Origin of the sequence: Pontibacter sp. E15-1, from assembly GCF_022601975.1 — a bacterium.
Taxonomy (GTDB): domain Bacteria; phylum Bacteroidota; class Bacteroidia; order Cytophagales; family Hymenobacteraceae; genus Pontibacter.
The window spans coordinates 53,886-77,484 of the sequence record NZ_JAKVIR010000005.1; the positions used below are offsets into that span (position 1 = coordinate 53,886).

The 23,599-nt window shown below is 51.7% G+C and carries 11 protein-coding genes; 2 read left to right on the forward strand and 9 right to left on the reverse strand.

The window, feature by feature from the left end; translation table 11 throughout:
- Window positions 1-890: 890 nt before the first annotated feature.
- Window positions 891-7,187, forward strand: a complete 6,297-nt coding sequence (locus MKJ04_RS04780; RefSeq protein WP_241639810.1) for an InlB B-repeat-containing protein — start codon at window positions 891-893, stop codon at window positions 7,185-7,187.
- Between the two features lie 553 nt (window positions 7,188-7,740).
- Here MKJ04_RS04780 and hrpB read toward each other — a convergent pair.
- From hrpB to MKJ04_RS04815, 7 genes are all read right to left on the reverse strand, one after another.
- The gene (gene hrpB / locus MKJ04_RS04785) at window positions 7,741-10,185 is read right to left on the reverse strand and encodes an ATP-dependent helicase HrpB (protein WP_241639811.1); all 2,445 of its coding nucleotides are present in this window, start codon (window positions 10,183-10,185) and stop codon (window positions 7,741-7,743) included.
- An 87-nt stretch (window positions 10,186-10,272) separates the two neighbouring features.
- The gene (locus tag MKJ04_RS04790) at window positions 10,273-12,213 is read right to left on the reverse strand and encodes a hypothetical protein (protein WP_241639812.1); all 1,941 of its coding nucleotides are present in this window, start codon (window positions 12,211-12,213) and stop codon (window positions 10,273-10,275) included.
- A complete protein-coding gene (locus MKJ04_RS04795; protein WP_241639813.1) occupies window positions 12,200-12,772 on the reverse strand; it encodes a SocA family protein in 573 nt (190 codons plus the stop codon). Before MKJ04_RS04795 ends, MKJ04_RS04790 begins: the two co-directional genes overlap by 14 nt.
- Before the next feature lie 444 nt (window positions 12,773-13,216).
- Window positions 13,217-14,755: a Fic family protein gene (locus MKJ04_RS04800; RefSeq protein ID WP_241639814.1), complete on the reverse strand. Its 1,539-nt coding sequence runs from the start codon at window positions 14,753-14,755 to the stop codon at window positions 13,217-13,219.
- Window positions 14,756-15,587: 832 nt separating this feature from the next.
- The gene (locus MKJ04_RS04805) at window positions 15,588-15,959 is read right to left on the reverse strand and encodes an endonuclease domain-containing protein (protein WP_241639815.1); all 372 of its coding nucleotides are present in this window, start codon (window positions 15,957-15,959) and stop codon (window positions 15,588-15,590) included.
- 146 nt (window positions 15,960-16,105) lie between these two features.
- A complete protein-coding gene (locus MKJ04_RS04810) occupies window positions 16,106-17,173 on the reverse strand; it encodes a sensor histidine kinase (RefSeq protein WP_241639816.1) in 1,068 nt (355 codons plus the stop codon).
- 209 nt (window positions 17,174-17,382) lie between these two features.
- The gene (locus MKJ04_RS04815) at window positions 17,383-19,041 is read right to left on the reverse strand and encodes a carboxylesterase/lipase family protein (protein ID WP_241639818.1); all 1,659 of its coding nucleotides are present in this window, start codon (window positions 19,039-19,041) and stop codon (window positions 17,383-17,385) included.
- A gap of 1,029 nt (window positions 19,042-20,070) precedes the next feature.
- Here MKJ04_RS04815 and MKJ04_RS04820 point away from each other — a divergent pair.
- A complete protein-coding gene (locus tag MKJ04_RS04820; protein ID WP_241639819.1) occupies window positions 20,071-20,964 on the forward strand; it encodes a DUF2167 domain-containing protein in 894 nt (297 codons plus the stop codon).
- Between the two features lie 68 nt (window positions 20,965-21,032).
- Here the strand turns inward: MKJ04_RS04820 and MKJ04_RS04825 are convergent, their stop codons facing one another.
- Together MKJ04_RS04825 and MKJ04_RS04830 are read right to left on the reverse strand one after the other, a co-directional pair.
- On the reverse strand, window positions 21,033-21,656 hold the full coding sequence (locus MKJ04_RS04825; protein WP_241639820.1) for a hypothetical protein: 624 nt from the start codon (window positions 21,654-21,656) through the stop codon (window positions 21,033-21,035).
- A 23-nt stretch (window positions 21,657-21,679) separates the two neighbouring features.
- Window positions 21,680-23,599, reverse strand: coding sequence for a DUF6089 family protein (locus MKJ04_RS04830; RefSeq protein ID WP_241639821.1), 1,920 nt, complete (start codon window positions 23,597-23,599; stop codon window positions 21,680-21,682).

Consider the following 23,599-nt stretch of genomic DNA (forward strand, 5'->3'; position numbering starts at 1 on the left):
CGCTCTTCAAAAATTTTATGCGATTCTTAAGAAGTATAATTACAAGCATGTAACTATAAAGTTGAAAACTTAAGCGTATTAAATTGAAAAACAGTACCTTATACGTTTTATATTGTTGTTTATACGATTCCAGTTAAATTTCATCGATACAGGCTTGGCCAATTGCAAGCCTTGTAATGTAAATACTTATAAATCGACTGCTAACGATCACGTTATACATTTCAGCTTGTCTTAGTCGAAACCAGATTCCATAACACGGTAAATAGAACGGTTATGCAGAAAACGCCAGAACATCATCACATCAAACTTTACACAGTCCATCCTGAACATCCTGCAAAGCCAAAATGCTTAGGTTTCTTTAACTACCTGAATCTAAATTTCATAGATAACTATAGGCTCACGATTCACATTCCTGCATGTAAAGCTTTCTTACAATTATTTCGAAAAATAACATAACATCTTGAACTAATTATATATTTTATAAGTATAAACTGAATTATATTGTTTGATAACAATAGACTTTCTTTATATGTGAAAACTATATTCTCAAGTATCAATTCTGCGTCATTTTTTAGCATCTTATTATTTTTGACAGCATGGTGTATACCACCAATAACAGCTGGTATAGATAAGCTCTACTATGCCTTAGCTAGCATATCCATACTGTCGTTAAAGCTTAAGCCTTTTACATGAATTTCGGTTCAGGACCACCTATATTTTAAAAATCAGAAAGAAAACATCCTTGTAGTTAAGCCCCCCTATTAAATTCTTTTTAAGAATGAATCATGAAGCTACCCATGAATAACTGTTACTCTCAAAGACCGACAACACCATATACTATTGCATCTATATACCGGATTATATTTGCGACCTTCATCATCCTAACAGGCATGCTAGCGCCACCAGCGATGGGCTACTCTCCTACCGTCTGGAGCGGCGATGCTTCAGCTGCGGATAATCCATTGGCCGTGAGTATAAAGCGCGACAAGGCCTTTTCCTCCCCCCTTGCCGCTGCTTTTCAGACCACTGAGGACCTGGTCTCTGGTGTGGCGGCCAGCAGCGGGCGGAGCTACGCGCTAGGCCAGCTCGCCGTGGGCGTGGCCCACTACACCGACCGTGCCTATATCGTCACCTCCGTGCCCACGGCCCTGGCCGGTGCGGCCATGGTGCGCACGGCCAATGATGACAAGAAGAGCACGGCAGCCGCCCTGCTGAGCTTCCAGCTCTCCGCGCCCGCCACCCTCTACGTGGCCTACGACCCCAGGGCCACCGCCCTGCCCGCCTGGATGAGCGGCTGGCTCAAGCTACCGGACCAGGTCGGCGTCAACGACTCCAAGATCGGCCACATGAGCCTCTACAGCAAGGCCTTCCCCGCCGGGAGCGTGAGCCTGGGGGGCAACCTGCAGGCTCCGGCCTCCGGGGCCGAGAACAACTACTTCGTCCTGGCCAAGGCCGTTGACCAGGCCGCACAGTATACCCTAACGGTGAGCGCAGGCGCTGGCGGCACCGTGGCCAGGAGTCCCGACCAGCCCGCCTACGACGGGGGCACCTCCGTGACCCTGACGGCAACCCCGGACCAGGGCTACGTGTTCACGGGCTGGAGCGGCGACGCCTCGGGCACAACCAACCCCCTGGCCGTGACCATGAACCGCGACAAGGCCGTCTCCGCAACCTTCGCCCAACAGACCGCGGACCTGGTCTCTGGCGTGGCGGCTAGCAGCGGGCGGAGCTACGCGCTAGGCCAGCTCGCCGTAGGCGTGGCCCATTACACCGACCGTGCCTATATCGTCACCTCCGTGCCCACGGCGCTGGCCGGTGCGGCCATAGTGCGCACGGCCAACGACGACAAGCGCAGCACCGCGGCCGCCCTGCTGAGTTTCCAGCTCTCCGCTCCCACCACCCTCTACGTGGCCTATGACCCCAGGGCCATCGCCCTGCCCGCCTGGATGAGCGGCTGGCTCAAGCTACCGGACCAGGTCGGCGTCAACGACTCCAAGATCGGCCACATGAGCCTCTACAGCAAGGCCTTCCCCGCCGGGAGCGTGAGCCTGGGGGGCAACCTGCAGGCTCCGGCCTCCGGGGCCGAGAACAACTACTTCGTCCTGGCCAAGGCCGTTGACCAGGCCGCACAGTATACCCTAACGGTGAGCGCAGGCGCTGGCGGCACCGTGGCCAGGAGTCCCGACCAGCCCGCCTACGACGGGGGCACCTCCGTGACCCTGACGGCAACCCCGGACCAGGGCTACGTGTTCACGGGCTGGAGCGGCGACGCCTCGGGCACAACCAACCCCCTGGCCGTGACCATGAACCGCGACAAGGCCGTCTCCGCAACCTTCGCCCAACAGACCGCGGACCTGGTTTCCGGCGTGGCGGCCAGCAGCGGGCGGAGCTACGCGCTAGGCCAGCTCGCCGTGGGCGTGGCCCACTACACCGACCGCACTTATACCGTTAAAAGCGTGCCTTCATCGCTGAGTGGTGCCACGCTTATACGTACCGCCAATGATGACAAGAAGAGCACCGCCGCCGCCCTGCTGAGCTTCGACCTCTCGGAGGCGGCCACGGTGTACGTGGCCTACGACCCGCGCGGCAGCACGCTTCCGGCGTGGCTGTCGGGCTGGCAAAAGCTTACCGAACAGGTGGGCGTCAATGATGCCAAAATCAGCAGTATGATTCTTTACAGCAAGAGCTTTGGGGTGGGCCGCGTGAGCCTCGGGGGCAACCTGCAGGCACCGGCTTCAGGGGCCGAGAACAACTACTTCGTTCTGGCTAAGGCGTCCGGCCAGTCTGCACAGTACACGCTTGCTGTGAGCGCCGGTGCCGGCGGAACCGTTAGCCTGTCTCCTCAGAAAAGCACTTACACCTACGGAGAAACGGTTACTCTCACGGCTACTCCGGAGCAGGGCTTTGGCTTTAGCGGCTGGACAGGCGATACGGCTACTGTTACCAATCCGCTTGTACTCCGTGTGACGAGCAATATGAGTTTGAGTGCGGGATTCACCGCAGGACAGTATACGGTTACCGCCACAGCCACCACTGGCGGGTCGGTGAGCCTGGTTCCAGAGAAAACCTCCTACACATTCGGCGATACCATCACGCTCACAGCCACGCCCGAGCAAGGGTATACCTTCGGTGGATGGAGCGGCGACACGGTTAGCACAGAGAACCCGCTTACGCTCTACGTTAGCGGTGATGTAAACCTAAGCGCTGGATTTGAAGCGACGGCGCCTGCAAACGTCGCGCTGACCCTGACCACCTCCGGCAACGGCAGCGTGGCCCGCAGCCCCGAGCTCAGCTCCTATCCGGCCGGTTCTCAGGTGACGCTGACCGCCACCCCGGCGCAGGGCTATGCCTTCTCCGGCTGGAGCGGCGACACCACCGCCACTGCAAACCCGCTCACCCTCACCATGGACGCCGACAAGGCCCTGACAGCTACTTTCACACCAGCGCAATATACCGTGAGCGCCACAGCGGGCATAGGCGGGGCTGTCAGCCTGGTGCCCGAGAAAACTGGGTATGCCGAGGGCGATACGATTACGCTGACGGCCATACCTGAGCAAGGGTATAGTTTTAACGGCTGGACAGGCGATACGGCAACCACCTTAAATCCGCTTACACTTATTGTTTCAGGGAACCTGGCCCTTACGGCGGGCTTTTCCATGCAGCGTGAACTGTTGCTGTTTACCCCCACTTCCACCACGATTACTTTATCCCTCGGGCAACAGAAAGAACTGAAAGTGAACCTGAACAATTCGGACGAGGACCCTGTGATGGTGCAGCTAACCGCTTATGAGAGTGACAGCACGAGCGTACCAGCCTGGCTACGGTATGAGGGGAAGACACTTTCGGCAGCGAACAACAACACGTATAACCTGGGTTCAACGGGAAACGAGGTGCTCTTTACCGTAGATGCCAACGCGTTGCAGGGCGGCACGTATACCGCCACGGTCAAAGCCACTGCTGCAGGCTATACCAGTGCTACTCTATTTATAACGCTGGAAGTGTCGAGCTATGAGGAAGGCTTGCGGCCCTACGTGACTGCCGTGCGCCCTGAAGACAATGAAATCAGCGTGTCGCTGAGCCAGTCTGTCTCTGTGGATGTGACCTACCCAAGCGGAAAGTCACTGGATGGCAACACCGTAAACCCAACAACTGTGAAGCTGTACAGAATTGAGGGAACACAGCGGACCGAACTCTCCGGCACTGCTGTCAACTCCACAGCCGCAGGCGACGCCATTACCCTCTCGGCCGCGCTGGCGCTCAACACCACGTATGAGTTTTCCATCACCGATCAGGTAAAGGACGGCAATGGGTATAAGATGGTGCCGTTTACCTCGCGCTTTACTACGGTCAGCTCCATCGACGACACGCCCACGGACCTTACGGGAGTGGCTTTTCAGGAGCAGATACTGATAGACAACACATTTGGCAGCGATGGCTTTACCTCCCTGGTTATTGGGCCAGACAGACGGCTCTATGCCGCTACATCTGGGGGCAAGATTGAACGATGGCGTATTCTGGAGGATGGTACCCTGTCAGAACACGAGACCATCTCCCCATTTGGGGCGTCTCGGCGCTTGTTGATCGGATTCCGCTTTGACCCGGCAGCCACTGCCACCAATCTGATCGCCTGGATTAGCCATTCTTCGCCGGAGTTTGTGAGTGCCCCGGAATGGAGTGGCCAGGTTTCCCGCATTGACCTTAGCTCTCCTACAGCACCTGTTGTAGAGGACTACATCGTGAACCTGCCCCGATCTCTTAAAGACCACGCGACCAATGGCATCGACTTCGGTCCGGATGGAGCCCTGTACTTTGTGCAGGGGGGCAACACCGCGATGGGAGCACCGGACGCCGCCTGGGGATACAGGCCCGAAAGACTGCTGAGCGGAGCCGTGTTGCGTCTGGATATTGCGTTGGCCCAACAGCAGGTTTTGCCCATCGACGCGAAAACTGAAGAGGGGGGCACCTATAACCCTTATGCCCCTGGCGCTCCGCTAACCATCTATGCGTCCGGTATCCGGAACGCGTATGATCTGGTATGGCATAGCAACGGACAACTCTATGTGCCCGCCAACGGTTCGGCGGCCGGAGGCAACGCCCCCGCACTCACGTCTGGCGATACCTGGTCGAACGGCGAGGTATATACGGGTCCCAACGTGCCTGCCATGAACGACATTCGGGATACACAGAGCGACTACCTTTTCCGCGTTCTTAAGGACGGTTACTATGGTCACCCCAACGTTTTACGCCACGAGTATATCCTGAACGGAGGTAACCCAACAGCTGAGGTTGACCCTGGGGAAATCACCTGGATGCAGAACGGCAACCAGTTTGGGTACCCGGTTGGCACGCAGCCTGAGCCTAATTATCGGGGATGGGCCTACGACTTCGGGCTCAATAAATCTCCCAATGGCGTGATAGAGTATAAGAGTGACGCTTTCAGCGGAAAATTAAAAGGCAAGCTGCTGGTTTGCCGGTTCAGCGGTGGGGACGACATTATGGTGCTTGAGCCGGGCACGAGCGTTTTAGACATTATTCGCGCCACTGAAGGCGCCGCCGTACCGGGGCTTCGTCGGCCATTTGCTAACCCGCTGGATGTTATTGAAGACACACAGACAGGCAATCTTTACATATCGGAGTATTTTGACGGCAACGGAGACGGACAGCCGCGCATCACGCTGCTAAGGACAACGAACACCACTCCCCCGATTTTAACGAACAGGGTGAATGCAGGCGGTGTTGATTATGTGGACAGCCAGACCCGCACCTGGTCATCAGACACAGGCTTTTCCGGTGGCCTGACTTCCTCCAAGTCTTTTGACGTATCGGGCACCGTGGATGATCCGCTGTACCTGAAGTATCGGTATGCCTCCTCCCGACAGCCATTCTTCTACAGTTTGCATGTTTCTCCCGGAACCTACACTGTGAAGCTGCACTTTATCGAGCCTTACTTTGGAGCACCTGGAGGAAAAGCGGGAGCCGCAGGCAAAAGGGTTTTCCATGTGGAGATGGAGGGAAAGCGTGTGCTGACCAACTTTGATATTTTTGCTCAAGGTGGCGCAGCAACTGCAGTTGTGAAGACCTTCGAGAACGTGGATGTTTCGGATGGGATACTTAGCCTGGAATTTATTTCTGTGACGGACAATGCCATCATTTCAGCCATTGAAATCGTGGATCCTTCCACCGTGCAAAACTATGCCCTGACCCTAACCACCTCCGGCAGCGGCACCGTATCCCGCAGCCCCGAGCTCAGCGCATACCCGGCCGGGTCCCAGGTGACGCTGACCGCCACCCCGGCGCAGGGCTATACCTTCTCCGGCTGGAGCGGCAACACCACGGCCACCGCAAACCCGCTTACCCTCACCATGGACGCCGACAAGGCTCTGACAGCCACCTTCGCCCCGGCACAGTATACCGTGAGCGCCATAGCAGGCACAGGTGGGGCTGTCAGCCTAGTGCCCGAGAAAACGGCATATGCCTACGGTGATACGATTACCTTGACGGCCATACCTGAGCAAGGCTATACCTTCAGCGGATGGAGTGGCGATACGGTAAGCACAGAGAACCCACTTACGCTCTATGTTAGCGGTGATGTAAACCTAAGTGCAGCGTTTTCTGCAGCGCAGTATACGGTTGCGGCTACAGCCAGCACAGGAGGAACCGTGAATGTTCTCCCTGAGAAAGCTGCATACACCTATGGCGATACCATCACGCTGACGGCAACGCCGGAGCAAGGCTATAGCTTCAGCGGATGGAGTGGCGATACCGTGAGTACACAGAATCCAATCAGCCTGTATGTCTTCAGGAACCTTTCCGTGAGCGCGGCTTTTAGTGCCGATAGTACGGTAGCTCCGGCTGGCTTAAGCGCAACTTCCACTGCAACATCCGGCGGTATAACGGGCCAAAGCGCTGCGCATGACGAAACCCGGTTGCTGATTACGGTATACCCGAACCCGATGAGAGGGGAGAATGGGAAAGCAGTGCTGGCGAATTTCGGCAAACAGGAACTCGTTACCATTACAGTGTATAGCGCGGTGGGCGAGACGGTTTATACCACCTCGACAAAGACCGATGATCTGGGCGCAGCCAGCACAGAAATCGTGTTTAGCACGCATTTGAGCAAAGGTGTCTATTTCATCCGGGCTGTTTCCGCGAAAGGCACCACGCAAACCAAACTGCTGATTGAGTAAAAGTTTATTTCCTGCACAACGGCGGCTATCCCAAGGGCATGTTCCTCCGGGGTAGCCGTCGTCTTTTAGGTTTGAAAAGGTAGCTTTGATTTATACCTCTATCAATAGATCAGTGTGCATCACTCCTATTTCTAAGCAAGTGAAATTCCACTTCTGGGGGCAGGACTCCGCTTAGGAGAAGACGGGTGGGTTAATCGGTCAGAAGACTGGAACGTCAACTTATACCATTAGCAAATGGATTTTGCGCTTTGAAGTATTTTCTGCAGTGTTTACTATCTACTGTTACAAAATGCCCTCTTTTGTCCCCCTTTGAAGGGGGTTAGGGGGATGACACTCCCTGCGGACATTCATATGTGTGGTATTTTAGAAGCTGTTTCTCATCAAGCAAGAGCAGAAATGGGTCTTCCGGCCGCCTTTCATCCCCCTGCCCCCTTCTTCATAGAGGGCCCCTACCCCCAAGGGGGACTTCTCGAACTGTGCGACTCTCCTGCGTAAAGTCAATAATAAATTGAAAGTTATAAAGTTACCGAATCTACGTTTCCGTGTTTTTATCCTACCGCTCCCAGTTTATACCCGGGAACACCACCTCCAACTGTCGCTTGATCACGCGGTAATTTCCGTTCCAGAAAGTGCTTATGTCTGATACAGTCGTGATTGGCTTCAGATCAGGGGTGAGCAGATGCAGCTCCACGGTCATGTCACCGCCATCCACGTGCGGGTGTTGCTCCCAGCCCAGTATATCCTGCAACCTGATTTCCAGCTTTGGCGGGAGGCCGTTTGGCTGGTACTCCAGTTCCATTGGGGCTCCATCGGGCAGGTTTATACCTAGCGGGGCCAGCACCTCTATCCGGGCCAGCTTCTCAGCATCCAGAAACTTCCCCAGGATCGGGAGCAGTTCCAGCTGCATCAGGTCGTCGGGGTGTTCGATGGCAAAGAGGAGGGGTTTCAGCCAATTTGCGTTGGTCATGAGCAGTGTGGGCGTGCTCACATCCGGCCACGCTTCCTGAGGTCGCCACTTGCGGAGGCTGAGCACGCGGTTTTGCCATTGGGTCACTTCCTCATTGAAATCCAGCAGGTGCTCTCCTTCGTGTTTGATGGCTTCGGAGATGGCCGGTACGCGGTGCTTCTCGTCGGGGGCAGGCAGCGGTTTGCTTTGCAGCACGATGCTGCCGATGCGGGTATCCAGTGAGGCGGTTAGTTCTCCGTCGTTCACATCCCAGGTGTAGCTCTCCTGCTGTTTTACGAGCGGAGCCAGGTCGCGGGGGTTGAGCGGCGAGGCCAGGAAAATACGGCCGGGATTATCCTCTCCGCCGGCATGCAGGTGCGCGATGGCCAGCCAGGGCTCGTGCGCCAGATCATCCCGATGGCCAGCAGAGGCATACTTGCCGTTGGCCAGCTGGAACTGCGCGTTGTTGCCTGGGCGGGCATAGGCGATGCGCTCGGGGTAGCAATGCGTCAGTAGCACGCCAGTTTCATATTCGTCAAACGTGCCGTTATCCGCCGCAATGCTGAACAGCAAACGGTATGAGCGGGCTACCTTCTCGATCTTGCCGAAGCGCTTGCCCTGCCCCTGCTCTTTCCTATACCTCCGCAGGGCCTCTATCCTCAGGTTAATGTCGATGCCGGCGTTTCGGTCCAGCGGGTCGCGCTCTTCCAGGATGGCGGCAATGTCGGAGGCCAAAGCGGTCTGGTTGCTTTCCTCGGCTTTGAGCAGCATGTGGGCGATGCGCGGGTGGCAGGGCAGCGCGTGCATTTTCTGGCCATGCGCTGTGATGCGGCCGTTCTCCAGCGCCTGTAGCTGGTGCAGCATTTCGGTGGCATACTGCAAGGCAGCGCGCGGCGGCGGGTTTAGCCAGGTCAGGCTTCGGATATCCATAATGCCCCACTGCGCCATGTCCAGCACCAGCGAGGCCAGGTCGGCTTCCAGAATTTCGGGGGTGCGGTGCGGGGCCATGCGCTCCTGCGTGGTTTTGCTCCACATGCGGTAGGCGGTGCCGGGGCCCAGGCGGCCAGCGCGACCGGCTCGCTGGTCGGCGGCGTCTTTGGAGATGCGCACCGTTTCGAGGCGCGACAAACCCGACTTTGGATCGAAGCGGGAGGTTTTGCCGAAGCCCGTATCCACCACCACCGAAACGCCTTCTATAGTCAGGCTGGTTTCGGCGATGCTGGTGGCCAGCACCACTTTGCGCCTGCCGTTGCGGTCGGGCATGATGGCGGCGTACTGCTTGCCGAAGGGCAGCATGCCGAACAGCGGATGGATCTGGAAACCGCGCAGCTGTTTGCGCAGCAGCATCTCCACTTTCCGGATGTCGTTTTCGCCGGGCAGGAACACGAGGATATCCCCTTCCCGCTCCTTCGCGGCCTGTTGCACCACGCGGGCCGTCATTTCGGGCAGCATGCGGTCGTCGGCCTCGCCGGTATAAATTGTGTCGATGGGGTACTGCCGCCCCATGCTTTGCGCCACCGGGGCCTTGAGCAGGCTCGTGAGTTGGGGCATGTCCAGGGTGGCCGACATCACCAGGATGCGCAGGTCCGGGCGAAGCGTGTGCTGCGCCTCCCGGCTCAGGGCCATGGCTACATCGGCATGGATGCTGCGCTCATGAAACTCGTCGAAGATCACGATGCCCACGCCCGTCAGCGCCCTGTCGCTGTGGATCATGCGGGTAAGGATGCCTTCGGTGATGACCTCGATGCGGGTTTGCTCCGAAATGCGCGTCTCGAAACGGATGCGGTACCCCACGGTCTGGCCTACCTCCTCGCCCAGCAATTGTGCCAGGCGCTCGGCAATGGTTTTGGCCGCCAAACGCCGGGGCTCCAGCATGATGATCTTCTGGCCCGAAAGCCAGGCCTCGTCCAGGATAGCCAGCGGCAGCAAAGTGCTCTTACCAGCTCCGGGAGGGGCGTTGACGATCAGCGTGTTCTGTGCCGCCAGGTGCTCCCTAACGGCAGGTATGATTTCCCGAACGGGAAGGTCTATGGTTAATGGGTTGAAGGGCAAGGGGAGAATTATTATACGTTATTTAAACAACTATTCTCAGCTACTAAACATACTGTAATTAAAGATTACTAGAGAATAAAAAGGTTGTCAATATTTATAAAATTCAAACCCTACCCATGTTATAACATTATGAACCCAAGGCAGATGTATTAAATAACTAATTAGAAATACTGTAATTAATATATAAGCACTAACAAAGAACCAATGTAGCCAATGATTTTTTACAGAATAGTTTCTAGTAATTAACCATATTAGGATAACAAATAACCCTAACGAATAGGCTGTCGCTAACATAAATAATACAACTTCAGAAAACAGAACAGCTTTTTCGAAGACTTTGATACTACCAGCAGTGAAGAAAACTAACGCTGCAAAAATACTAAGTATTTCAACTTGCTTTCTGTCATGGCTATTAATGAAATGTTGCAAATCTTGCGATTGTTTTTTTATTTCTTTCTTCTCTGCAACAATTTCAAGCTTTACTTCATGTAAGGTTTGTAGACGTGAATATTCGCGAGATAATGCGTCTCTTTCAATTTTTATTTTATTGTAATTAAGAGGCAAGATGAATGATGAAGAGAGGAATATCTCATAATTCTGATTATTAATATCTACCGTTTTTTTACATTCTTTGAATGGTAGCTGATATGCTAAAAAAGCACGATCCCGACACCATTCAAAGTTTTCAAAACATTTTTTCAACACTAAATCTAATTCTGAAAAATCATCATTAATATCTTTTAAATCTTCACTAGATTGGGCATTTGAAAGCTTCTCTTTTATCTTGTTTTCTAGAAATCTCGAATAATAAAAGTAAGGGAAATAGTTATGCACTTCAGTAGTATCTTGCAACTCATTGACTGCCTCCAGCTTTGATTTTATTTTCAGATTATCACATTTCTGTAGACATAAAGAGAAACAATTGTTATAGGCATAGTTTTGAGAAATAAACGAGGCACGCTTATCAAATAAATCTGTTGAAGATGTATCTGCAATAGTTAAGTCAATTAAATCATTAAATTTATATGTAAGATTTTCTAATTTTTCAATACTTGGATGGAAGTCTTTTTTGAATTTTATCAATGTATGGTATTCTCCGAATTCTGTCAAAGTACCATTCTTAAGCTTTGGCTCGTATTTTTTGTATCTTAGTTTTTGAGCTGAATTTGGCTTCAAATTTTCCTGATAGTGAGAATCAGTTAAATCTTTAAATTCTTTATAATGTGATATACTCAAATCTTCTTTTTTTACTTCCTTATCTTGAAGCTCATGAGTATAAATATAACTCTGCTCATCTTCCTCAAGGCGTTTCAAAATTTTATAGAGCAAAAAATCACATTTATCTCTTAATAATACTAAATATGCCGGATCATCTACTCCTTGACTACCTAGTTTCTCCTTTACTTGCAGTAATTCATTTAAGGGTTCTTTAGCAACTAATAATTTATGATCTAATGACGCTATTTTTAGATTATACTTCAATAAGTTATAATGATTTCTTGTCTCAAATTCTATTCCAGATATAGCAAGTATAACCTGGACTAAAACATCTTCAGTTTTCTCATCTAAGTGGTTAGTTCTAAAAAGAGTTGTTAATTCTGGTTTTTCAAGTTCACTTTCTATTTGATGGATGAAATGCCTAAATAAAGAAATAGCATCATTGATAACACCATTAAATGAATAAGAAAGTGATGAACTTAAACGGCTATTATAAAAATTAACACCTGCTTCACTTGAAACGGATTTTAGTCCTTGTTCTATTACAGCACCTATATTTCCAGCAGCTCTTTGTAACTCTGTTAATTTGAGTTTGGCCTGAGAAAATTCTATATAGTTACCAGAAAGTAATGTATAATGAAGCGCCCCAAAGATATTTGTTGCTAATAAATCTATTTCTAGTTTAAGTTCCTGTATAAACTGTTCTTCCTGTTCTTCATCGGGTAGACCTGTAGTGATTGTAGCTGCAGAAAAAAAAGAGTCTGGGAAAGCCGAATTTATTGAAGCTATACAACTATCAATATACTGCATATAAAGATTCAACTGAGCTTAAATGAAATGTTTTCGCTTCATTGCGAATAACCTCAGGAGGTATCGCAAAACTTTGTCTCTTAAAACTTAAAGCAAGTTTATACATAGCTCTCCAAGAATACCAACTGTGGCTTAGTTCAACTAAATCCATAGCTGTATATTTTATCAGGTTAGGATTATATCTTTTCAGAGATTCTATGGACTTATCTATTTTGCCCTTAATTGATTTATCCAATGCCTCCCAATAATTATCTAAATCAATTGAATCCTTTAGTTGTAGATTTCTCGCTGTTAGTATATAAGCTTGCATTTGATCCAAGTTATCATATACCTGACTTTCTACATGCCCATAAGGCATAGCATAAAAATTATCGAAGTATCCCAATAAATCATCTTCAGAATTGGCTCCGACAGCAGAAACGAAAAAATGAAGTTTTATAACTTTTAGTTTACTTAGATCATTGTTTAAAAAGTCAGAATCAAAAGCTTCTTTATACCATTTTGTTAAATGGTAAATTACATATTCAAACCCCAATACTTTTTTAGCTACCTCTGTCATAATTGATAGCAATCTACACTATTAAACTTAATATCAAAAAACTTTAATCATTATAACTATAATTAAAACATATTGAACTATATATCAATTAATTAGTTACGTTATCTAAATATTTTAGTCTATACCCCCGCTAGCGCGAGTTTGTAACTCGTACCTTTTCATTTCCACGCAGCTATACCATCATAAAAAACAGTACGAGCTACAAGCTAGCATTAGCACTGGCACTAGCACTAGAACAGAACTACTTCTAGCGTACTACTCTATGCCAAAAACCCAGACACAGTTGCCCTAAGTGTATAGCTGCGCCGGAAGTATAAATCTCATCACACGAAAGGGCTTGTACTTTGTCAGTGTTGCGGTGGTATACTGGATAGCTGTATTTACATAGGAGGAGTACTTAGCTTACTAACCGCCATACCGAGGCAGTCCAGACGATGGTGCGGATTATATGTCAAAGTAAAGCGCAAAGTGAGTCTCAATCTCCTTCACTTCGTCGTCAGTTAAGGCAGCAAACGCCTTCTCTTTTGCCCGCTTGGATAACTTGCCGCCTGCTTGCTCCAAAAATTTGATCAGCAGCGCCACCATTTTGTCAGGCATCTGAAACGTGTCGTCCAGCCACGTTTTCATCCGATCATACTGCTGCAGATAGGCCACTTCTTCCGGTATGATCTTGTGCAAGGTATACGCCACGCAGTCGAACAAAAACTCAGCCTGCGGCGTGGCGTCGAAATAGCGGTAATAATCTATTGTTTCGTTCAGCACCGCTACATTATGGTCAGCCGTTTTACGCCATTCTATAAAATCCAGCAAAGAATGCGAGTAGCTTTCCAACACGCTTCTGTAGTCGTTTAGGTGTTCCAGTATCGCCGCCGACACCGGAAAGATGATGCCCTGCGGGGTGAAACGCATGGCGGCCAGCAAGTGGTGTATCAGGTAGCGGTGCAGCCTGCCGTTGCCGTCTACAAAAGGGTGTATGAACACAAAGCCAAACGCTATTTTTACTGCCGTAAGCACCGGGTGGAAATGCTGCGCCTGCATCTGGCTGGCAGCCTGTAACAAGCCATGCATCAAAGGTTCAACATCCTGCCACCGCGCCGAGATATGATCGGGTATCGGTTCGCCTGTGCCCCTGTCGTGCTCCCCCACAAAGCCTCCTTCAGTGCGGTAGCCCATGGCCACGAACCGGCTGTTTTCAATCACGATCTGTTGCAGGCGCAGCAGCTCTTCTTGGCTCAAGGGCTTTGCCCCTGCCTGGCCTATGGCCCTGCCCCACCGGGATGCCCTGCTTTGCGTGGGGTTCTCTCCCTCTATGGTAAATGACGCTCTGGAGTCTTTCAGCAACAGGAACGCCGAGGTACGCAGCAGGATATCTTTGTGCACCCCGCGCAACACCGTGCTGGTTTGCGCATCGAGTTTTTGGGCAATGTAGTTTTCCAGCTTCTCCGTTTTGTGGATGAGCGGGCAAAAGGCGGTAGTGCCGGGCAGGTTGTTTCGGATGCGGTGGCGGGGCGAGTTGACTGCCTGCGGGAGGGCATACTGCAGCTTTTCATCCAGCAGCGGAACAAAGTTTGCCACGGAGAGATCCGGTATAGGAAGCTGCTTTTCCAGTAACCACTCGTACAGAAACCACACCCGGCGCATATACTGCCCCGTATACTCCGCCTGCACCATCTCCACCAGTTGCTGTTGCGGCAGCGTTTCGAAGAGCTTTTTGAAGAACAGCAGGTTGACGCCCTCATACTTCAGCGCGAAGGTAAGGTGGCCCGCCAAGGTTTCGGCTGGGGTATACCTTGGCCCGAAAACGAGCCAGCCCGCTACGGTATACTTCCTGTTCTTTTTGCTGATCAGGGCAAGACGCTGCGGCACAGGAACATGCAAGGCATACTGTGCGATTAACGCCCCATACCCTACCAGCGTCCCCTCCTCCGGCGCCTGCCGCCCCTGAAAAACCTGTATTTCCTGTGAAATTCGAGTACTATCCATCTGCTCCCATGAAAATCGATTATAGTAAAGATAAGAAAAACAGGTATGATTCAGGAAAAATAAGTATAAATTTAATGTTTATAGGAAAAGTTTATACTGAAGTTCTCTGGTGGCGCCAGTATTTACAGACTCCAAAATCACCAACTTCCTGAATTCTGCGGCATAACCTTGCTTTCTAATACCGTTATCAAATAGATTCAGCCCAGTCAAATCTGACGTTACGCAATAGTGCCGCGCAGTTCGTAAAAGGAAGTCCCCCTTTGAAGGGGGTAGGGGCCCTCTAAGAAGAAGGGGGTAGGGGGATGAGAGGCGGCTGGAAGACCCATTTCTGCTCTTGCTTGATGAGAAACAGCTTCTAAAATACCACACATATGACTGTCCGCAGGGAATGTCATCCCCTGACCCCCTTCATCATCAAGGGCCACTACCCCAAAGGGGGCATTGCGTAATAGAATGCAGTAAACACTGCACGAAAATACTTCAATACACAAAATCCATTTGCTAATGGTATCAACTCCAGCCCGAGTTTTAGTACTAGCGTAGCACTAGCAACCTAAAATCATAAGAGCAATTCTATGGTGTGATTTGTTAGCAAATGTAAATCATCCCCCTACCCCCTTCAAAGGGGGACGCTCAGCACGAGTACATTATGAGTACATTATGAGTACATTATGACTACATTTATTCTTGCAATTCTTGATTTCAATAATGCTCAAAGTATAAATCCAGGATAGCAGAAAAAAGTCCCCCTTGGGGGTAGGGGCCCTCGATGACGAAGGGGGTAGGGGGATGATAATCGTGTGCTGCGCGGTTGCTTGCTGAATTAAGGCCATCATTGCCTCGCCTGAAAACGATTGATAAATCCCTGAATAGCTCTTTCCACGTTCGGTAGGTCTTTCATGACTTCGTCATCTGTAAACCGAAGCGTGGTGAAGCCTAATTCGGCCAGGTCTTTATCACGCTTTATGTCTTCTTCGGTTTTAAAGTTGTGCGAGTAGCCATCCACCTCAATGATCAGCTTCAGTTCTTTGCACATAAAATCAGCGATGTAGTTGGCAATGGGGCGCTGGCGCAGGAACGAATAGCCGGTTTTGCCCTTGCTCAACAGCTCGCACCATAACCGAACCTCAGCTTTGGTGGAGTCAGTGCGTAGGTTTCTGGCTAGTGGTTTAAGGTTTTGGTTGTAGGCGATGTTTTGTTTCATAGGTGTTGCTGAATAGGTATACTTTTCATGTACGATTGTCATCCCCCCTCCCTCTTTCAAAGCGACTTTTCACTGAGTGTAGTTTGTTTAACCCGCTCACGCCAGCTTTAGCTACAACATAACAGCAACTAAAACACCCCGATTTATCAATCCGGGAACGAGAGGATAAACTTTGACCCTTCGTTCAATTTGCTTTCTAAGTTCACTTTCCCTCCAAAGCTCGTGATGTGGGTATGGACCAGGTATAGCCCGACGCCTTTACTGTCAGAGTAATCATGAAATTTTTGATGCAGCCCAAAAACTCTGCCTTCGACTTTCTCCAAATCAAACCCCTGGCCATTGTCTGAAATAATCAAATGGCTTACCCCATCCCCCTTCTCAGAGCAAATGGATATCTCAGGCAGGCTATCCGGCCGTGCGTATTTAATAGCGTTTGTAATCAGATTCAAAAAAACGCTCTCCATGTATGCTTTGTTAAATTTGATGCTGCCCGTTTTAGAGAAGTCGGTGTGGATGCTGGCTTTTGAGGTTTTAATTAAGGAACTGATGGAGGCCAGCACTTTATTCAGGCTATCGTTTAGGTCTACTTCCTCCACAGTTGCGTTTAAGCTGTGTTTTTCAGTTAACAGGTCCACGTAGTTGTCGAGGGTTTGGGTGAGCTTGTTGCCTGTTTGCTTGAGGAAGTTTATCAGTTGGATTGTTTTCTGATCGGCTATTTTTGAGACATCTATAAGCTTGAACAAAGACAACAAATTGTTCACCGGCGATCTTAAGTCGTGCGACGTGGTATAGTTTAACTGTTTCAGCTCCTGGTTTAACTTGGTAAGGTTGGCAAGCAACAGATTTCTTTCTTCCTCCAGCCTTATTTTGTGCGTCACGTCTTTGGCGATGGCAAATACGAGGCGGTCACTATCCACGGGCAGGGAAGTCCACGAAAGCCAAATAATCTCCCCACTCTTTGTTACATACCTGTTTTCGAAATGATTGAGCGGTTTCGCTTTTTTCAGCTCTTCCCTCACCTGAGATGTGAGCGACCTGTCGTCAGGGTGAACAAAGCTATCTATGGGTCTGGCGTATAGCTCCTCCATAGTATAACCCAGCAGCTTCGATACGGCTGGGTTAATTTTTTTGAAATACCCATCAAATCCTGCAATGCACAAGGGGTCAGGCGATAATTCAAAGAAACGCCCGTAATCGAAATTGTCACTAATCATCAGGGTGAGGTTTGTTGCAAATCAAAGCGTAGTAATTTCAAGGCTTTTAGAGCTTATAGGAGGTGATAAAATAATTCTATCCGCCTCCTCTCTGGCCCTCGCTAGCGCGAGCTTGTAACTCGTGCCATTTATACCTATAGCTTCCACCACAAGCGCGAGGTTCCAGCCCTTGCCTGTTTATACCCTATCCATCTCCCGAAAGCGGCTGCTTACTTTGTGCGCAGTTTGTCGAGCAGTTCGTAGCGGGCCCGGTGTTGCTCGTGGCGGGCCACTGTATTCACGTCGATGTGCAGCACCTGCACCTGGTCGCCTTTGTTGGCGGCGGGCCAGTTGGGCAGTGCCTTGCCGTTGGGGTTGCCTGTTTTGATGAAGTTGGCAAAGTAGCCCTGCATCACCTCCGACACCTTGTAGTCGTCCGGTGTCCAGGCGTAGGTTTTGTTGGAGGCCAGATTGCCCATGGCGTATTCTATCTCCGCAGAATGCACCGCGCCACGGGCTACAGGCATTTTCACTGCACTTGTGTCTTCCTCCTTCACCACGCCGCCTGCCAGCCCGGGGGCCGCGTTGCCCATTTCGGGCACCATGGGGGGGCGCGGCCGGGCGTAGAGGTAGCGGTATACGGGCGCATTACCGGTCTTGCTGTGCAGGTCTATCCATTTCCAGGTGCTGTAGGCAATGAAACGGTCACCGGCCAGGTCGGTGGCAGCCTGTATAACCTCTGCGTTGTTGGTGGCGGGGTATGCTTTCAGGATGGCGTCGGCCTGCTCCCCATATAAAGTACGAACCACCTTTTGGTAGTTTTCTACCGTGGGCTGCTCGCTGCCAAGCAAAAACATATAGGTCATTTCCTCGGAGTTCCACCCGGCCAGCAAGGGCACCTTGGCCTGCTCTCCGGCCGCAAAGATGGCCGCTGGGGTTTTAGGGAAAAAATAGCCATCTATGGTGGGCATGAAGCGGCCAACACCCGGCTTGCCCGCCTCCTCCAATAGTTGCTGTGCAGGCATGGCCCGAAGCGCTGCCAGTGAGTTAGCCCCGATGGCGGTGGCAAACGCCACGCCGTTCGGCTCTGCCTCGGCCAGCGGTATCGGGTCGAGGCCCGAGTTCACCAGCGCGCCACTCTCCCCGATGGCTCCGGCCAGCAGGTCTCTGGACAGCGGCGAGGCCATCTGGGCGCTCACCGAGATAGAGCCCGCCGACTCGCCCGCGATAGTCACCCTGGCAGGGTCGCCACCGAAGGCCGCGATGTTCTGCTTTACCCAGTGCAGGGCTGCCGACTGGTCGAGGTAGCCATAATTGCCCGAGGAGTGGTGTGGCGACTCGCGGGTGAGTTCGGGGTGGGCAAAAAAGCCGAACACACCCAGGCGGTAGTTCACTGTGATGGCCACCATACCCTGCTTTGCCATACTCTCCCCGTCATACCGCGCCTCCGAGCCATCGCCCGCCACAAAGCCGCCGCCGTAGAAATAAACCAGCACGGGCAGCCGCTCTTTCCCGGTTTTGGCCGGTGTCCAGACGTTGAGGTACAGGCAGTCTTCGCTCATCCCATCCGACCGGAAGCCCATGTCGCCGAACACCTGCAGTTGCATGGCCCGCGGCCCGAACTGTTTGGTGTTGCGCACGCCCTGCCAGTTCTTCACCGGTTGTGGCTCGCGCCAGCGCATCTCCCCCACGGGCGGCGCAGCGAAGGGAACGCCCTTAAACGCCCGGATGCCGCTTGCCTCCAGCGTGCCTTCCACCACGCCGTTAGCCGTTTTGGCCTGGTTGGCAGTTAGCTGCCCTGTGGGTTTCTTGATTTGTTGGGCCTCGGCGCTGGGCAGCAGCAGAACCCCAAGCAGAACATACAGCAACAACGGACGGAAATAACGCATCTTTAATGGGTTTAGGTGAATACTGATTCTTGTCTGTAACATGTGAGCGGTAGAGCCAGGGCTATGCTACCTTATGTGCAGCAAAAGTGCTCCGGGCTCAATAACCTGTTGCTCTCGTGGTGGTATGAATTCGAAAAAACGCCTTGTAAATAGCTCTTAGTGGAAGTGCGCAAAACCAACGCTACTGTAGTATAGGCTTTGCGAAAGTCCTACTAATGATAAGGATTAATTTCATTCCGTCAAAATTAAACCAATATCAATTGATCGATACGCATATCTATGGCGCAGGCGTCCGCATGTGCCCCACAATGCAACAACCTGCCGCATATCACATGGAAACACAAGCGGACGCCTGCGCCAGTGTTTACAGACTCCAAAATCACGAACTTCCTGAATACTGAGGCATAACCTTGCTTTTCATGAAGAGCAGTTATACCCCACTATCAAATAGATTTTGTACAGTTAAATTTGATGTTACGCAGGAGAGTCGCGCAGTTCGTAAAAGTCCCCCTGGTAGGGGCCCTCGACGAAGAAGGGGGCGGGGGGGTGAAAGGCGGCCGGAAGACCCATTTCTGCTCTTGCTTGATGAGAAAGAGCTTCTAAAATACCACACATATGAATGTCCGTAGGGAGTGTCATCCCCCTACCCCCTTCTTCTTAGAGGGCCCCTACCCCCAAGGGGGACAAAAGAGGGCATTTTGTAACAGTAGATAGTAAATACTGCAGAAAATGCTTTAAAGCGCAAAATCCATTCGAGAATGGTATTAAACCCTTTTTATCAGGACTATACTAAATAACACGAATGCTTCAGTTGCAGCCCGCGTCTGAATTTGCACCGCTTAATACTTTCCTGTCTAACACCAGAATCTCCTCTTCAGGACCTTACAGTCCGAGAGCTACCTACCGGGGATTTCCAAACCTCCGTGCACTATTACTGATTCAGAAGAATTTTATTTAAGCTATACTTCAGATTAGAGAATATTATTATATTTGGATGTTAATCTATACTCATCTTATTCTCCAATTTTTATGAAGCAAATTTATACCCTCCTTTTTCTGGTGTGGGCCAGCGTGGCTGCCTATGCCCAACAAACCGACTCGCTGCAGCTGGAAATCCAGCAAATCGAGAACTCCCTGCAGTACCAGACCGGGACGATCAGCCTGAAAGACGGCCTGGCCAAAATTGACGTACCCAAAGGCTTTAAGTTTCTGGATGCCGAGCAGGCCGAATACGTGCTGACGGAGCTGTGGGGCAACCCGAAAACAGGCACTACCCTCGGCATGCTGGTGCCCGAGCAGTATGGAGTGCTTGACACGAACAGCTGGGTGTTTAACGTGGAGTTTGATGAGATTGGGTATGTGAAAGACGACGACGCCAACGACATCAACTATGCTGACCTGCTGGAAACCATGCAGGAAGAGACGCTGGAAGGAAACTCCGAGCGCACGGCCCAGGGGTATGAGGCGCTCACGCTGGTGGGCTGGGCCTCAAAACCCTATTACGACAAAGAGCACAAAATTCTGCACTGGGCCAAGGAGATAAAGTTTGGCAGCGCGGAAGAGAACACCCTGAATTACAATGTGCGCGTGCTGGGCAGAAAGGGCGTTTTGGTGCTGAACGCCATCGCCGGGATGAACAGCCTACCGGAGGTACGGGAAAACATCGCGACCGTGACCAACAGCGTGGGGTTTGAAACCGGCCATAGCTACTTCGATTTCGACCCGGACGTGGACGATGTTGCCGCCTGGACTATTGGAGGGTTGGTAGCAGGCAAGGTTTTGGCCAAAGTAGGCTTCTTCGCCCTCGTGTTAAAGTTCTGGAAGATCATTGCGGTTGCCGTGGCCGCCGCCGGATCGGCTGTGATGAAGTTTTTCAAGCGCCGTAAAGAGACCTCGCCACATGACGAAATTCCGGTTGCCTAGCGGCACAGGTCGTTGTTAAAAATGCAAAGCTCTCCCCTTGGCCGCAGGCCAAAGGGAGAGCTTTGTTGCTATTTCGCTTCTGCTTCAGGCGCTGCCTCCTGCTGCTGCACGGGATTATCCGGTAGGTAGATGGCCAGCAGCGTGCCTAACCGGGAATTCAAGCCCATGATCGGGGAAGCGACCACCACCCGCTCCGGATTGGCATCGTCCACCATAGTGTCATCCGCCTTCAGAAACGCCGGCTTGAAATGATCGGCAAAGGCTGTCCCGGTATAGTTCTGGTCTGTGGAGCTGATAATGTTGCCGTCTTTATCCGCAACCAGCACCAGGGAGAACCGCTTCTCCTGCACAAACTGAAACAGATACTGATCCACCTGTTCCACATTGCCTGTGAGCAGGGCAGAACGCAAGGCCCACGAAAACGGTTTCATCAATACCTCCAGAAAATACTGGCTGTTTTCTGCGATCCGCTCGTTGGCACGCTCCACCGCGGCCTCCTGCTCTTGGGCCGCCAGCTCCCGCACGCCCTTCAACTGCGACTCCTTGTAGAGGTATACACCCAACAACAGCAAAAGCAGCACCAGCGAGACATACACAACAGGCTTTTTCAGGAGCGTCACAAAACGGTTGGTCCGTGGCCTGGCATCCTCATACTCAGGCGCATTGTCTATAGGGTAGTGTTCTGTATCCATACCCTCTATACGATAACAAGCTGTTATTCAGTTATTTCTATATCAACTTTTCGATCTAAAGGGTTTTCTTTTTGGGAGGCAGTGGCATCGCCCATATACTGAACACTGATACGCTCTTTGCTTATGCCTTGCACGGTCAGGAAATCAACCAGCGCCTCTACCCGCTTGCGGCTTAGCGCCAGGTTATAGGCAGCTTTTCCGGATTGGGAGGAATGGCCGGTGAGGCGCACGTTCCGGGCTGGCATCTCCTGCAGCTTTTTCACGACCTCGTTCAAGTCCCGGAGGCTTTCCAGGGGCACCTGAAACGTATTGACCGGATAATAGACGGTGGAGGTATAGGCTTTGGGCACAACTGCCGAGGCTAACGTCACCGGAACATCAACCGGAACCGTCGTCAATTTTTGCAAGAGGGCCAGTTCCTGCTCATATTGGTTGAGGCGCTGCAACACGCTGTCGTTCAGGGCGGCCTGCCGTTGCAGGTACTGCACCAAACTGGAGTCTACCACAGCCATTTGTTGCAGGGTATCGTCGGTGGGGAGCGTGGCCCGCAACGAGTCGATGCTCGCCTGTAGCCTCCTGTTCTCTGCACTCACGGCCGAAAGCTGTAGCCTTTCCTGGTAGAGCTGCGCGGTGTCCACCGGTACATCCGCGGGTCTAGTACGCATCGGCACGTAAACCACCTGCTCTTTCACACGCACGCGCTCCTTGGTTTTCCCCGGTGCGTCTGCCCTGGATTTGGCCGCAGCACTTTTCTGCGTTTTTTGCCTGGTGCTTTCCCCTGTCTTTACAGAGGTTTCCTTCTCTGGCTCCGCTGATTCTTTTTCCGGTGAAAGGGGAGTTGGCTGAGGCCGCTGCTGTGTTGCCGTTTGCCGTTGAATAACAGTATCCGGTGGTATGGTGCTGCGTTCTGCTATAGTGGGTATAGGCTGTGCCTCCTCTTGCTTGCTCCTCTCCCCTGCTGTTTCAGGCTTTGCGCTTGTTTTGGCGGCAACTGCTGGGGCAGGGCTGGATGTATTTGTTGTGTCCTGAATTTGGCGTGTTTGCGGAGGTATGCCTTGTACCATGCGTGTGCCTTGCACCAGACTGGTGTCCGTACCGATAGTGGCGCTTCGGGTATGGAGGGTGTCAGCGGGCGCGTATACCGGTCTTTGCGCCAGCTGCGGTTCTGTGGCCAGGTTGTCTGCTGTTTGTGCCCGTTCCACCTGGGCGGCTCGGGGCGGCAGCGTCAGCATCATTTCCAGCACGTTTTGCCGAGGTTGGGTTTGTTGCTCCTCTGCCTGTTCTGTCGCTATGGTGCCGGAAAAATACTGCGGGGCCTTAAACGTCGATTTCCTGAAACCAAAGCTATACCCCAGCGTGAACCCCGTGTGCAGGTACGCGCTGTTATAGTCGTTCTGCTCGAGCGCGAGGCCCTTCAGGTGCGGTTCCGTCAGGTATACCGCTTCCGTTTGCAAGCCCAGTTGCCACCGCTCGCTAAGCCTGAACTTCAGGCCAACGCCCACAGGTATAGCCGACACATAGCGCGACTCCGTTGTTGTGGCGCCACTGGATGTCTCCAGAATACTCAGCCCATACCCCCCGAAGACATACGGGGATACCCTCGCAGAACTGTTCAAGAGCCAGCCATTATCGGTATAAAAATAGGCCCGCAGCGCAGCCATGTGCACCTCGGTTTCGAAAGGGTTCCGCTGCAGGTCGCGCCCCCGGACCTCGCCAAGCGCATAGCTCGCAGACAGCCCCAGGCTATTGCCGACGCTTCGGGTCAGCTCGGCACGGTACAGCAGGTTATCGTTCAGGGTATAGTAATCAGCGAATCGGTTGGCGTCGTTGCTGTACGCGGCTGTACCGGTATAGCCGCTTAGCTGCCACTTGTACAGGTCATGCTGGGCAACGGCCAGTTGCCAACTGAGCAGCAGCAGGCCTATTGTTAGAAGTCGTTTCAT

What these genes read in the sequence shown, in the direction of transcription:
- MKJ04_RS04810 (WP_241639816.1), bottom strand. Translation starts at nt 17,173, where the DNA reads ATGATTAGTGACAATTTCGATTACGGGCGTTTCTTTGAATTATCGCCT.
- MKJ04_RS04790 (WP_241639812.1), bottom strand. Translation starts at nt 12,213, where the DNA reads ATGCAGTATATTGATAGTTGTATAGCTTCAATAAATTCGGCTTTCCCA.
- MKJ04_RS04820 (WP_241639819.1), top strand. Translation starts at nt 20,071, where the DNA reads ATGAAGCAAATTTATACCCTCCTTTTTCTGGTGTGGGCCAGCGTGGCT.
- MKJ04_RS04815 (WP_241639818.1), bottom strand. Translation starts at nt 19,041, where the DNA reads ATGCGTTATTTCCGTCCGTTGTTGCTGTATGTTCTGCTTGGGGTTCTG.
- MKJ04_RS04825 (WP_241639820.1), bottom strand. Translation starts at nt 21,656, where the DNA reads ATGGATACAGAACACTACCCTATAGACAATGCGCCTGAGTATGAGGAT.
- MKJ04_RS04800 (WP_241639814.1), bottom strand. Translation starts at nt 14,755, where the DNA reads ATGGATAGTACTCGAATTTCACAGGAAATACAGGTTTTTCAGGGGCGG.
- MKJ04_RS04830 (WP_241639821.1), bottom strand. Translation starts at nt 23,599, where the DNA reads ATGAAACGACTTCTAACAATAGGCCTGCTGCTGCTCAGTTGGCAACTG.
- MKJ04_RS04795 (WP_241639813.1), bottom strand. Translation starts at nt 12,772, where the DNA reads ATGACAGAGGTAGCTAAAAAAGTATTGGGGTTTGAATATGTAATTTAC.
- MKJ04_RS04780 (WP_241639810.1), top strand. Translation starts at nt 891, where the DNA reads ATGCTAGCGCCACCAGCGATGGGCTACTCTCCTACCGTCTGGAGCGGC.
- MKJ04_RS04805 (WP_241639815.1), bottom strand. Translation starts at nt 15,959, where the DNA reads ATGAAACAAAACATCGCCTACAACCAAAACCTTAAACCACTAGCCAGA.